We start from the raw sequence: 12896 nt of genomic DNA on the forward strand, positions 1-12896 counted from the left end.
CACGATCCTTGTCTATGATTCAGACCTCACAAAGAACAAGATGACGGCGGGCCTCAAGGGCGCCCACCCTCTCTATGAGGCGCTGGAGAAACTTTTATCCGGAACTGGCCTCGCCTACAGGCTTGCGCCCGGCAAAAAATCGGTTGCAATCATGCTGGCGCAGAACGACACGGGCGCGCAGAGCGACGCGGGCAGCGTCGCCCTGCAGCCGATTGATGTCACCGTCGCGCAGCAAGGGGCTGGCGGCGCAGGCGGCCCCCCGGTCGAGCAGACAACGGCTGGCCCGGTTCAGGGCTATCGCGCGCTATCCGCGGAAAGCGCGACCCGCACGAACACGCCGATCAACGAAATTCCGCAGTCGGTACAGGTGATCCCACGGTCTCTCATTGACGATCAGGATAGCCTTACAGTTGGGCAAGCGCTTCGCAACGTCAGCGGCGTTGTCGGCACCAACGCGCTGCAGACCCCGTCGTATAACTCCGCCTATATTCGGGGCTTTCCCGCCGACCAGTGGGTGGACGGCCTGACGACTTTCTACAACGGTGGCGACCGCGACTCTCTCGTAAACGTCGAGCGCATCGAGGTGCTAAAGGGGCCGAACGCCGTTCTCTACGGCGGCGGCTCGGGCACACCGCTAGGAGGCGCGATCAATCTGGTCTCCAAGCTTCCGACCGACAAGGCCTTCGCCGAAACCGGCATGCGTTTCGGCAGCTTTAGTTTTCTACAGCCCTATTTCGACATTAATGAGCCGGTCACCCAGGACGGAACCGTTTTATTCCGGATAACCGGAGAATATACGTCGACGAATTCCTTCATTGATGTTATCAACACGAACCGATATTCTTTCAATCCGACGCTGACATTCACCAACAAGTCGGATACGACGCTGACGCTCCAGGGACGCGTTACGAACTGGGAGCAGCAGGAATATCAGGGCCTGCCCGCCACGGGCACGGTGACCGGGTCTTTCAGGCTCAATCCTGATCTGTTTGTGGGCCCTTCGGATATTCCAAAGTCCACTTCGCGAGTCGAGAGCGTCACAGCCAATTTCGATCACCGCTTTAACGAAGTCTGGTCCACGAACGTCCAGGCCCGGGTCAGCAATACTCAATTCAAGGACCTGGTGCAGAACTTCACAAACGGATACGATTTTGCCGGCAATTCGCCGGCTTTGCCAGTCGCCTACTGGAATTTGCTAAATGTATCTCTCTACCAGCAGGCGAAAGAAGTCACGCTGGTGGGAAGCTCTCTTTTCAAATTCAGCTTCGGCCCGACTGAAAACAAGCTGCTTCTCGGCGCCGACTATAGCCGGGTGGAAGATACGGGCTATATGTATGGCGATTATAACGACCTTTCCACGCTCGGCTATGTGAATCTGCTCAATCCCTCCTTTCCAACTTATGTCGATCCCGGACCGGGTGTGAACAACGCCAATCTGATCATCGGCGGCGAAAACACCTATATTAGTACTGGTGGCTATGTGCAGCTTCAGACGACGGCATGGGAGCGCATCCATTTGCTTGGCGGGCTGCGGGTCGCAAATCTTGACATCGAGAATGTCTCGCCGGCTACACCGACTTCACAACAGACTTCACAGAATGCCAACGCCAGCGCGATTCTTCCGCGGGCCGGAGCTGTGATCGACATCGTGGGCGGCTTTTCCCTCTTCGCCGACTATAGCCAGGGCCTGAACGGCAACCCGTTCACTTTCTATGTCGGCGCTCCGACGCCCGAGCACTCCGAACAGGTCGAGGCGGGCGCCAAGTTCGATCTGGGTTACGGCTTTACCGGTTCGGCCGCCGCGTACGAGATCAACCGCACCGGCGTCCCGGTCTTTACCGGCGTGGGCTATGAGGGCATCGGAAAGCAGCGGTCACGCGGAGCCGATACGGATCTGTTGTGGCAACCGGACAGCCACTGGAAGGTGCTGGCCAGTTACGCCTACGTCAACGCCATCCTCCTCAACGACATTCCGGGCACGGCCCCTGCCGGAAGCACGCTCAATATCGTGCCGCCCCATTCCGGCCGTCTGTGGGTCAATTATAGTTTCGGCCCCGGTCCGCTCGACGGCTGGAGCATTGGCGCCGGCGTCTACGCCGCATCGGGCGCCTATGTCGACCTCGCCAATGTGTACAAGACGAACGGTTATTTCACTGTCGACGCCAACCTTGGGTATGTGAAGGATAATCTTTCAGCTTCGATTACAGTCAAGAATTTGACCGGCGAGCATTATTTTGTCCCGTATAATTACTATGGCGGACGCGTTTGGACCGGCGACACCAGAAGCGTTGTCGGCAAAGTCTCCTGGAAGTTTCAATAGGGAGGTCGTGATGGATATCTCTAGGCGAACGCTCGGCCTTGTTGGTCTTCTCGCCTTTCTCGGCGGTCGGGCCAGCGATGCGCGTGTGCAAGGCAGGATCTCGGCCTCCCCAGAAAACCTAACGCATGATATGTCGTCGCTGCCGGCGTCGTGGACCGGTAGGGAGCAGATCGCCTTCCTCATCTATCCACAATTCACCGCTCTCGACATGGCTGGACCGCATTGCATGCTGGCGGGTCCGAAGTCATCACGTTGAAGGCCCGACAAACGGCGGCCCACACCGGCCACCCTGTACCTCGAATTCCAATGGAGGATATGATAATGGACCGCCGCGATTTTCTGTACCTAACCGAGCTAGGGACCGCGGCACTGCTCGCCCCCCTTCTGCCGCTCGAACGCGCGGCCGCGGCCGTAGCCGACCGTGTAGCCGAGGCAGAGGCCCGTTCCATGGCCGCTCACGAAGCGTTAGCGGCGGTGCCTGGCCTCGCCATGCGCGGCAACGAGCAAATCGCTATGCTGGTTTATCCGGGTTTCACTGCGCTCGATCTCGTAGGACCGTATGGTTTCTTCGCCGGCATGATGGGCGCTACCGTGCATTTGGTGACGGCCGGCACAGCGGGCGCGGACGTCTCTTCGGAACAGGGCATGGCAATCCGGCCGACGGTGACGATGGCGGATGTCCCCTCCGACCTCGACCTTCTGTTCGTCCCCGGCGGCTCCCATGGCACGGTCGACGCGATGAGGCGTGCGGACATTGTCACGTGGCTCGCCGATCGCGGCGGGCGGGCGAAGTACGTGACCAGCGTCTGCACCGGCTCGATGTTGCTTGGCCAGGCGGGGTTGCTCAACGGCAGGCAGGCGACGTCGCACTGGGCGACCCGCGAACTGCTGCCACTTTTCGGCGCGACCCCGGTCGACGCGCGCGTCGTGGCCGACGGGCGCTTCATCACCGGCGCGGGCGTTACCGCCGGTCTCGACTTGGCGCTCACGGTCGTGGAGGCGCTGCGCGGGCGTCTTAATGCGCAGGCGCAGATGCTCGTGGCCGAATACCGGCCCGAGCCTCCTTTCGCGGGCGGCACACTCAAGACCACCCCGGCCTCTATTGCCGAGCCGATGCGCGCCATGTTCGCCGGCCTCAACGCACAAATCACAGATGCGGCGGAGCTGCAACGCCGATGAAGCATCAGAATGCCGTCCCTCGCTTGCGCGCGGCATAGACCACAGGCGAGAAGCTCACGGCGGAACAGGCCAGCGCGCATGGTTCTCGCTTCGAGCGGCCGGCTGGCTTATCCCTTGACGCAAAGCGTGGCGCTTATTGTAATGTCGTTCGCAGCAGCCTAGGTCCTGTTGACAAATATGCGCATCCAGATCCTGATCGCGGCGATTTGGACGAACCCGAGATAGCTGGCTGCGGTTTTGTCGTAGCGGGTTGCGAGGCGCCGAGAGTTTTTGAGCTTGTTGAAGCAACGCTCGACGCGGTTGCGCAAGGCATAGATGTGACTGTCGATCTGGATTTGGATCTTGCGGTTTCGGCGCGTCGGAATGATGGCCGCAGCGCCTGTTTTCTCCAGCGTTTCGCGAATATGATCGGAATCATAACCACGATCGGCGAGCAGGACTTTGGCCTCAGGTCCTTCCGCTTCCATCAAGGGGGCGAAGCCCGAATAATCCGAGACCTCGCCTGCGGTGATCTTTGCGGCTATCGGCAGTCCTTCGCCGTTCGTGCGGAGGTGAATCTTTGTCGTGAAGCCACCTCTCGAGCGGCCAAGACCCTGACGCGGAGTCCCCCTTTAGCGCCGGCGGCGCAGTGATGCGCCCGGATGATGGTCGAGTCGATCATCTGGACGGTCTCGCCAACGCCCTCGGTTTCATTCAGGGCTTCCAGAAGGAGCTCCCACAGCCCACTGAGAGTCCAGCGCCGGAACTGCCGATAGACCGACGACCATTTGCCGAAATGCTCGTGCAGGTCCCGCCATTGCGCGCCGGTGCGGGCAATCCAGAAAATCCCATCGAGAACGAGGCGGTGGTCCTTCGGCCGTCGCCCGCTATGCGCGCCGCGAACCGTCACGAACGGCTCGAAACACGCCCATTCCTCATCCGACATCAATCCCCGAATCAAGCCCGCCTCCTTCCGAAAGCGACCTTGAATCAGAACCTTACCCTAATGGGAATCCTATTTGTCAACGGGACCTAGACACCCAGGACAAGTGCGGTAAAACGGAAATCTACTTTGGCGCGAACATCGGAGCGCTGAAACTGGTTTTGCTGCCCACCGGAAGTCAATTCCCAGCCGGGACCGGATGAGACCGCAATCCCGGATGCGGACTTCGCCAAACTTGCCGTTCAGGCGAAGTGAACTGATGGGGTGGATGCCCCCTTCGGCCGGCATCGTATGATGTCGGAGGGCGCCCTGAAGGGAGGCGCGGGGAAGGAGGTCATTATGGCGGAAGTCCATGTCTTGGCGATCGATTTGGCAAAGCGCAGCTTTCAGGTCTCCGGAACGGCTCGCGGCGGGGCGGTACTATTCAATCGCACAGTTTCGCGTTCGAAGCTCGAGCAACTCTTGCGGGGGCAGACGCCCTGCATCGTCGCGATGGAATCCTGCGCCACTGGCCATTATTGGGGTCGCGTAGCGCATGCCTTCGGCCATGAGGTCCGCCTTATTCCTCCGATTTACGTAAAGCCGTTCGTCAAGCGCCAGAAGAATGACGCGGCGGACGCAACGGCTATCGCCGAGGCAGCTCTGCGACCGAATATGCATTGCGTGACGGTCAAAAGCGCCGAACATCAGGCGCGGGCGGTCGCGTTTCGGACGCATCAATGTTTCGTCACACGGCGAACGCAATTGATCAATTCGCTGCGCCGCCATCTGGCGGAGTTCGGGATCGTCGTCGCCAAGGGACCAGCGAACCTGAAGAGCCTCATGGAAATGATGGATGATGCAACTGTAGATTTGCCGGAGACGGCGCGGGATATCGTTCGGCTCTATCTCGAGCAGATCGAATTGCTCACACATAAGGTCGACGAGCTCACCTTGCGCCTACGCGATGCGGTGCGCGAGACCGTCGAGATGCGGCGTCTATGCACGGTTCCCGGCGTCGGTCCCATCACGGCCGGCGCGGTCCTCGCTTTCGCGCCCGACCTGCGCGCTTTTTCCAGCGGCAGGAATTTCGCCGCCTGGCTCGGCCTCGTGCCGCGGCAGCATTCGACAGGCGGAAAAGCGCGGCTGGGCTCGGTCAGCAAAATGGGGCAACACGACATTCGAAAGCTGCTGATTGTCGGCGCTATGAGCCGGATCCGCTGGATCGTCCGCAAGGGCGTGCTGCCCGACAATTGGCTGGGCCGCATTCTCGGGCGCAAGCCGCGCATGGTCGCGGCCGTCGCATTGGCGAACAAGATGGCCCGTATCATCTGGGACATGATGACGCACGAACAGAATTATCGGATGGCGTGATCCGTTCGCTTCCGAAAGGAGAAAGGCGGAGAAGCGCTGAAAGGGCCGGCTTGGAGCCGGCTCGGGCAACGAGATCGACCGACGATATATGCGGCAAGGACTTCAATGTTCGGAATGGGAAAATCAGTCCCGGGGCTCGAGCCACCCAAGATCTCTGAACCGATGAGGACCCTGTTCTTCGAACTGCATGCCGGCCCGCGGCGCATATCAGACCACGATGAGAGGCCTGACACACGACCGATAGAAGCGCCACGCCGAAATATCGCCGAAATATCGCCTTGCAAAAGCGGGGGCATCCACACACGCCCCGGGATTCCCGGAGGCCCCAACTCTTGAGAGGATGGCGTCATGGAAACGAAGAAACAGACGTCGAACAAATTTTTACCCGAAGTCCGGGCTCGGGCGGTTCGAATGGTGCAGGAGCACCGGGGCGGTTCAACCCCTAAGTTTGAGACGGTCTCAAGCGACGAATGAGATATCCGGCTTCCGAAAAGCTGGAAATCATCCTCCCTTATAAGCGAAGACGTTATGCGCGGCAGCGCCCCGAACGGCGCCGGGCTCGCGGCGGTCGGCAGAGTCCGCCGGCGATTTAGCGTAATCCTCCCTCTTGCGGGAGCGGGCGCGGGAATTCATAGTTGGCGCAGCGCGCCAACGCCCGGCGGGCTGCGCGGCAATTATCCTTTATCGGAAGGACGGCGCACATGAGCGCACAGGGCGCCTGTTCGGATAAAATCTTCAACGTGCTCATTCGTTACAACAACCCGCCGGAGATGGAGCTTCGCGCCGCGATCTTGCACGACGGCGCGCTTTGGCTCGTCGTCGGATGGCTCGAACGCCGCCTCGAAAGAGCGCGAAGCCCGGCGCGATTGGTTCGGCCGCTTCGCCTTCGTTTCGAGCGCGTCCGTGATCCGCGTCCTTTTGGGCCTGAGTATTCTCTCTCGGGGCCGCTTCCCAGATGCGCGCTCGATGGTCCCGTCCCGGCGTTGAGAGAGCTCGGCTTCGACGTTCTGGATCTACCAGATGCGCGCTTTCCCATTGAGACCCTTCATTGATCCTTGGAGCTCGTCGTTTACCGCCGATGATGAACCATGGCGATCTCGTCGGGTTGTTTCTGTGGACGCAAACTGAGCAATCCTCAGCTCAGTTGCCGGTAATCAGGCAGTCCTCAGCCGGCTCGGGAGGCCGAGGCGCCGCGCCGACGAATAAGCCGGCAGAGTTTTTGCTCTGTAAAGTATCGCCCAGTCGGCCAAAGCATAACTGCGGACAGGAATGGACATCGCAACGGAAGTCACCGCCAGCGAAGCCGGCACGATCCTGACGGTCGACCTCGCCGCGATCGTGGCCAATTGGCGGACCTTGCGGGTCGTCTGCGGCGAGGCCGAATGTGCCGCCGTGGTCAAGGCCGACGCCTATGGCCTCGGGCTGCGTCCCGTCGTCGGGGCGCTCAATGAAGCCGGCTGCAAGACGTTTTTCGTCGCTCATGCTTTCGAGGGCCGCGCCGCCCGCGCAATTGCGCCTGACGCCGCAATCTTCGTGCTGAGCGGATTGCGGCCAGACACCGCGCCCCTTTACGCCGATTTCGCGCTCGCGCCAGTGCTCTGCTCCGTGCCGGAGATCGAGGATTGGGCGCAATATTGCGCGGTGACGGCGCGGCGCACGCCGGAAGGCGGCTTGCTTCCTGCCGCCTTTCGTCTCGAGACCGGCCTAAATCAGCTTGGTCTCAAGCCTTACGATCTCGAGCATGGAATTCATCTTTCGCACCTCTTCGATGTGAAGCTCGTCATGACGCAGCTCGCCTGCGCCGAGCGTGAGGAGATGATCGCCAAGCAGATCAAAAGGTTCGAAATCATGCGGGCGAGATTGCCGAATGCGCGCGCCTCAATCGCCCATTCGGGGGCGATCTTTCTCGAAGCCAATTCTCTCTACGATGTGGTGCGGCCGGGCTATGCGCTCTACGGCGGCAATCCGGCGCCTGGACGGCCCAATCCCATGAAGCCAGTCGTAAGGCTTCAATCGCAAGTGATCCAAGTGCGCATTCTGGAGCCTGGCGAGCGGGTCGGCGAAGATCAGGGTTGGGTCGCGCGCGGGCCAAGGCGCATCTCGACCATCAGCGCGGGAACCGCCGACGGCATTCCGCAAAGCCTCACCAAAACCAAGACTGGCGCGGGCGGTGCTGCGATCGTGCAAGGCAAACGCTGCCCCTATATAGGCGGGGTCGGCATGGATCTCGTCGCGGTCGACACCAGCGATTCCGGCTATGTCGAGCGCGGCGACATTGTCGAATTGATTGGCCCGTCGATCACGATCGACGATTTTGCGGCCGCGGCCGGAGTCAGCGGCTATGAGGTTTTGACGCGGATTGGCCAAAGATGCCATCGCCGCTATCAGAAGCTGTGAGCGCGTTCGGCGAGGATCAAGAACATGGAAATCAAGGAAGGAACCTGCCTCGCGGCCATGTCCTGCGGCAAGCCTGCTTATCTTGTCGTGCTGCTCGATGAGCCGGGCGCGGCGGAGGCCAAGCTCGTCGACATAGCGATCAACTGGCAGCCGACCATGCTCAAGGCCGATTTTCTCCTGGCCGAGGCTCCCTTGCCTGGAAAAAAGCCCAATAGCTGGAAATGGTTCGAAACCGAAGGCAAAAGCCCTGACGAGATCCGCGCCGGGATCGAGGAGGCCGCCGCGGCCTTGAACATATTTCTGGATGAAATGCTGGCCAAACGCCGTCTCGACGACAATCATCTAGCCTTGGTCGGATTCTCGCAAGGTGCGGATATGGCGCTCCATGTCGGCCTGCGCCGCCCCAAGACCATGGGAGGCGTCGTCGCCTTTTCGGGCACATATAGCGCCGGCGCAGCCGCGGGCGCCGAGATCGCGGCCAAGCCGCAAATTCTGCTCGTTCATGGCGACGCCGATCCCGTCGCGCCGCTCGCCGCCATGACCAAAACGAAAGAGGCTTTGAAGGCTTTGGATGCGCCGGTCAAAAGCATGTCACGTATAGGGATTGGGCATGTGATCGATGACGACGGCGTGATGGGCTGCGAGACCTTTCTGGCCAAGACGCTGATCAAGCCGAAGGTGAAAAAGGAAGATCATCACGATGAGCATGATGATCACGATCTTGAAGAGGCTTATCGCGTTGTCCCAGGCTCATCCATATTTAGTAACGGGACATGACAGCGGCTTGATCTGGCCGGTGTTTTCCGAGCCGCCGATGCCGTCGCTACGCATTCCGGTCGCGGTCTTTCTGCTTCTCGGCGCCCCGCGGGGCGCCGCGTTTCCCTTTCGCGGGTTGGCCCGGCCGACGATGTCCCAATAGCTTGCCGGCGCGTGGCGCGCGGTAAGGCAGAGCACTGTTTCGAACGAAGCGTGACGGTAAAAGCGGCAGCTGTATCGGAACATGAACACGTTGAGATATGTATCGGCGTGCTTGCGGCGTAGTCCGTAATACGTGCCCAATCCCCAACGCTTCACCAGGGCGAAGACCCGATGCATCCAGGGCGGCGCGACGTGCCATCTTGCCAACCACGCGCGGATCGCGCTGGTGGCCGGTCAATCCTGGATGCGAGGCCTGGCCGTCCGTCAGCAACGTCGCGCCGGGTTTTACGTTAGCTCGCACGAAAGCCTCGATCGAGGCCGCCGTGTTGTCGGCGATCACCGTAAGGCGGACCCGGCCAGAAGGCTGTGGGGCAAAGTTTCCGGGAGAGCACAACGACACGGCAGGGGCATGAACCAAGTCATGCGGCGAGCACTGCCTTCCAGATTTCGGGCGCCCGGTTGTCTTTGATGCGAAGCTTTCCGAGTTTGAACTGGCCTATTCTGATCCGATGCATGAGTTCGATGCCCGCGATGGTGATCGAGGCGTTTCGGAACCGCTTAAAGCCAAGCATCGGGCACAAGCGAGGTTTGATCGATCGATGATCCTGTTCAATGAGGTTATTCAAGTATTTTGAGGACCGTATTTTGGTCCGTCCGCCGCGCGGACGTTCGCCGAGAACTTCCCGCGCCGACCGATGAGATGCTTAGCCCATCCTATTCACGAGGCGGCAACTTGACGGGATGATTTCGCGTTTCTGGGATGCTGGGCGCTCGCCATCATTCGGCTTTCGGCCGTTTTCCGGATCGCACTTTTTTTACGCGTTGGAGGAGAGTGGGACGGGCGATCGGGGCTTCGGCTGCGGGAGTCACGGCCCTGCTGGCATGAGCGCGGCGGGCATCGAGCGGAAGAGATCGGCCTCGGGGCAGGAGGCGGCAAAGGCCAGACGCACACGGCTTGCCGTTTCGATGACGCGTGCGGCGATTTTCAGCAACCTCAGCCGCAAAGTGTTGAACTCGGCTCGGGCCAAATCGCGCGCTGCGGGAATGGCGTCGCGGATGGCGAGCATCAGCCAATAGGCTCCTGTGTGCAGGACGAGCCGGACCTGATTGGCGACGGCGGACCGGCACGACGTGCGGTCGGAGGCAAGCTGGCGTTTGTGCAGCTTGATCAGGTTTTCCGCCTGCCCGCGCGCGCAATAAAGGCTGTCGTAGAGCCACTTCGCTGAGCCATGGGTCAGATTGGTGACGATGAGCGGATGTCGAGGCCAAGCTTCGTCGCTTCGATGCGGGCGATGGCGCGTCGCTCCTTGCTCCACGACTTGGCCTTGTGGCGGGTTTCGGCATAGCCGCGCACGACGGGCTTGTCGCCTTGCGCGCGGTCGGTGCGCACGGCGTCGGCCGTTTCCTCGACCTTGCGCGCCAAAGGCTTTGATCCGGCAAGCCCGAAGACGTAATCGACGTTGTTGTCTTCGCACCACGCCATCGCTTCGGGCCGGGCGTAATGGCTGTCGCCGCGGAACTGGATGCGGGTTTTCTTCCAGCGCGCGCGGATCCGGCGCGTCAGGCGGCGCAAATGGGCGCGAACCTCGACGCCGCCGGGCGTCTCGCCTGGCCGCAACACGACGGCGACGGGTCGTGATTTTTCCGTGTCATAGACGTGGATTGGCAGAAAGCATCGCTCGTCATAATGGGCATTGAACAGCGAGAGTTGCTGATGGCCGTGCGCGACGTCGCAGGTGTCGTCGATATCGAGCGTGACCGAGGACGGTTCTTTTTCATAGGAATCCATCCACTGATCGACGAGGGCGTAGGACAGCCGGATCACGTCTTTCAGCCCCGGCGCGTTCTCCAGCCGCGATAAGGTCGGCTGCGAGCACAGGTCGCGGCCGCTGTCAGGAAGACGCCCGCAGGCCAGCTTGAACGCCGGATCGGCGCGGAGAAAGTCGAGGTCGTCGGCGTCCTTGTAACCGCAGGCGATGGCGAAGACGCGGGCGCGGATCATGTCCTCCAGCGTATGCGTGATCCGCGTCGGGTCGCGCCGATCCGGAAAACAACGGGCCAGGCGCTCGGCGAGACCGAGCCGCCGCTCCGCCATCGCAAGCAGCATGACGCCGCCGTCCGAAGTCAGGCGGCCGCCATCGAAATCCGCTGTGACTTTCTTGCGCACGACAGCTGGAAACAAGAACGGGAGAATCGTAGTGTCATTCATGGCGGGCGTGGCTGCCGCGATTTGCGCGAAGGGTTGGACTAAGCAACCGAATCCTACGCTATATCAGCGTATTGCGCCACGCTCGCCAGCCTCAAACTCGGCACTCATGAATAAGATGGGTTAGTAGCCGTCGAGCGTGATGGCGCGCGGCAGCCGACCCTGGCGCTTGAACGCCCGCCGGAAGAATGCTTTGGCTGCGGCGACATCCCGCTGGGCGCGGAGCAGGAAATCGACAGTTTTTCCCTCTTTACCGACGGCACGGTAAAGATATGTCCGGCCGCCTTTAATCTTCACGTAGATTTCGTCGACGCGGCAAGAGGCGCCAACTCGTCATGCGAAGCGGTTCCACCGCTTTTCGAGTTCTGGGACATCGCGCTAGATCCAGCGCATGATTGTCGTATGGGCGACGGAAACCCCGCGTTCGGCCATCATTTCCACGAGATCCCGAAAGCTAAGCTTGAACCTTAGATACTACCGGATGCAGAGGACGATGATCTCGCGGTCGAAATGGCGCCCTTTGAAAATATCGTCAAAGTTTAGCATCCGGGCTCCAGTCCTCCAAAAGCGTGGTCACTCTAAATATCCCGCGCTTGTGCCGTTTGCACCAGAACCGACGGGCACACTTTTTTGCCAGCATTTGGCGCAATTTGTCTCCGCGCTGACAAAATTACAGGTTTCGCACCTTCAATCAGACCATGCCGCCGAAAGACTACTGAAACAATTTCAAGATGAGCTGCGTGTTCGAGTTCGAAATGCTCAGAGCCTGTACGCCGAGTTGCTGCTGCACCTGAAGCGCAGCAAGCTTGGTCGCAGCTTCATCCATGTTGGCGTCGACGAGCGAACCGACGCCTGTCGTCAGCGAATCGGTCAAATTGGAGATGAACGCTTGCTGCGTCGAAAGACTCGTCGTCATCGCGCCGAGCGTGGTCGCCGCGGTCGTAATTGAACTATAGGCCGCATCGACATCTTTCAACATGTTGGCGATGTCGGCAGACGTCGCTTGGGTAACGTTAAGCGTTAAGATCGACGCCGACGAAAAATTTGCGCCGCTCGCGCCAAGAATGCCGCTCGTCGCACCGTTAGTCGCGTCAAAGAGCGCGGTGCTTGACGTGTCGACGCTGAGAAAGCTGACGCCTGCCGTCGGATCGTAAGAAGAGACAAGATTGACGATCCCACCAGTGGTCTGGAGAAAATTCTGGCCGTTGAAACTCGCCGAGCTGCCAATGCTGATCAAGATCGCCTGCTGCGCCGAGATGTCGCTCTGGATCTTGGTCAAGTCGGCGCCAGGATTGGACGCGGACACGAGATCGTTCTTGATGACGCTGACGACCGAAAGCGCGCTCGTCAATGCCGAACTCATCGTCGATACAAGCGATGAGCTTTCGCTTAGCGCGTCCGAAACAGCGCCGAGAGCGCCTATGTTGGAATTCATTTTTGTCGCAACAGACCAATAGGAAGAATTGTCGGCGGCAGTCGAAATGCGCAGGCCGGTCGAAATCTGTGTCTGGATCTTGGCCAAATTCGATTGTGTGTGCATAAGCGCCGCGAACCCCGTCATCGCGGACGTGTTTGTAAGTATGCTCGACATGAGATGTCCT

General features: G+C 60.3%; 10 protein-coding genes and 3 pseudogenes. 7 read left to right on the forward strand and 6 right to left on the reverse strand.

Features of this window, described 5'->3' with window-relative positions; genetic code table 11:
• Positions 1 to 40 precede the first annotated feature (40 nt).
• The 3 genes from METAC_RS21750 to METAC_RS21755 all read left to right on the forward strand — a co-directional run bounded on the left by METAC_RS21750 (position 41) and on the right by METAC_RS21755 (position 3499).
• Positions 41 to 2320 (forward strand): TonB-dependent siderophore receptor, encoded by a 2280-nt coding sequence (locus tag METAC_RS21750; RefSeq protein WP_198017143.1) that lies wholly within the window; start codon positions 41 to 43, stop codon positions 2318 to 2320.
• A gap of 10 nt (positions 2321 to 2330) precedes the next feature.
• Entirely contained in the window at positions 2331 to 2576 is a 246-nt protein-coding gene (locus METAC_RS26945) for a hypothetical protein (RefSeq protein WP_026605599.1), read from the forward strand.
• A 65-nt stretch (positions 2577 to 2641) separates the two neighbouring features.
• Positions 2642 to 3499, forward strand: a complete 858-nt coding sequence (locus METAC_RS21755; protein WP_051335285.1) for a DJ-1/PfpI family protein — start codon at positions 2642 to 2644, stop codon at positions 3497 to 3499.
• Positions 3500 to 3657: 158 nt separating this feature from the next.
• Here the strand turns inward: METAC_RS21755 and METAC_RS25560 are convergent.
• Positions 3658 to 4424 (reverse strand): IS5 family transposase gene (locus METAC_RS25560; RefSeq protein WP_245257393.1). Its coding sequence is split into 2 segments (ribosomal slippage): positions 3658 to 4112 and positions 4112 to 4424, totalling 768 coding nucleotides; the frame shifts between segments, so codons are not numbered across the junction.
• 336 nt (positions 4425 to 4760) lie between these two features.
• Between METAC_RS25560 and METAC_RS0100975 the strand changes: the two genes are divergently transcribed.
• From METAC_RS0100975 to METAC_RS21760, 4 genes are all read left to right on the forward strand, one after another.
• Positions 4761 to 5774 carry an IS110 family RNA-guided transposase gene (locus METAC_RS0100975; RefSeq protein ID WP_026605602.1) on the forward strand — a complete coding sequence of 338 codons (1014 nt, stop codon included), beginning with the start codon at positions 4761 to 4763 and terminating at the stop codon, positions 5772 to 5774.
• Positions 5775 to 6475: 701 nt separating this feature from the next.
• A complete protein-coding gene (locus METAC_RS0100980; protein ID WP_156898054.1) occupies positions 6476 to 6826 on the forward strand; it encodes a hypothetical protein in 351 nt (116 codons plus the stop codon).
• 217 nt (positions 6827 to 7043) lie between these two features.
• Entirely contained in the window at positions 7044 to 8171 is a 1128-nt protein-coding gene (alr, locus tag METAC_RS0100985) for an alanine racemase (protein ID WP_026605604.1), read from the forward strand.
• A 24-nt stretch (positions 8172 to 8195) separates the two neighbouring features.
• Positions 8196 to 8948, forward strand: coding sequence for an alpha/beta hydrolase (locus METAC_RS21760; RefSeq protein WP_051335279.1), 753 nt, complete (start codon positions 8196 to 8198; stop codon positions 8946 to 8948).
• On the opposite strand, the gene METAC_RS25565 is transcribed toward METAC_RS21760, so the two are convergent.
• The 5 genes and pseudogenes from METAC_RS25565 to METAC_RS0101015 all read right to left on the reverse strand — a co-directional run.
• A complete protein-coding gene (locus METAC_RS25565) occupies positions 8922 to 9296 on the reverse strand; it encodes a transposase (protein WP_084143367.1) in 375 nt (124 codons plus the stop codon). The genes METAC_RS21760 and METAC_RS25565 overlap by 27 nt on opposite strands.
• Positions 9297 to 9508: 212 nt before the next feature.
• Positions 9509 to 9730: pseudogene (locus METAC_RS25570) on the reverse strand (DDE-type integrase/transposase/recombinase); the annotation flags it as partial.
• 225 nt (positions 9731 to 9955) lie between these two features.
• Positions 9956 to 11298: pseudogene (locus METAC_RS21765) on the reverse strand (IS1380 family transposase).
• A gap of 120 nt (positions 11299 to 11418) precedes the next feature.
• Positions 11419 to 11604, reverse strand: a pseudogene (locus METAC_RS26685) (DDE-type integrase/transposase/recombinase); the annotation flags it as partial.
• Between the two features lie 403 nt (positions 11605 to 12007).
• Positions 12008 to 12896: flagellin N-terminal helical domain-containing protein (locus METAC_RS0101015; RefSeq protein WP_245257387.1), on the reverse strand; the 889-nt coding region annotated here is incomplete at its 5' end.

It is taken from the genome of Methylocapsa acidiphila B2 (assembly GCF_000427445.1).
Classification (GTDB): domain Bacteria; phylum Pseudomonadota; class Alphaproteobacteria; order Rhizobiales; family Beijerinckiaceae; genus Methylocapsa; species Methylocapsa acidiphila.

Bases quoted from the DNA above. Each gene is read 5' to 3' on its own strand.
- METAC_RS21750 (WP_198017143.1), top strand. From the start codon at position 41: ATGACGGCGGGCCTCAAGGGCGCCCACCCTCTCTATGAGGCGCTGGAG.
- METAC_RS26945 (WP_026605599.1), top strand. From the start codon at position 2,331: ATGGATATCTCTAGGCGAACGCTCGGCCTTGTTGGTCTTCTCGCCTTT.
- METAC_RS21755 (WP_051335285.1), top strand. From the start codon at position 2,642: ATGGACCGCCGCGATTTTCTGTACCTAACCGAGCTAGGGACCGCGGCA.
- METAC_RS0100975 (WP_026605602.1), top strand. From the start codon at position 4,761: ATGGCGGAAGTCCATGTCTTGGCGATCGATTTGGCAAAGCGCAGCTTT.
- METAC_RS0100980 (WP_156898054.1), top strand. From the start codon at position 6,476: ATGAGCGCACAGGGCGCCTGTTCGGATAAAATCTTCAACGTGCTCATT.
- alr (WP_026605604.1), top strand. From the start codon at position 7,044: ATGGACATCGCAACGGAAGTCACCGCCAGCGAAGCCGGCACGATCCTG.
- METAC_RS21760 (WP_051335279.1), top strand. From the start codon at position 8,196: ATGGAAATCAAGGAAGGAACCTGCCTCGCGGCCATGTCCTGCGGCAAG.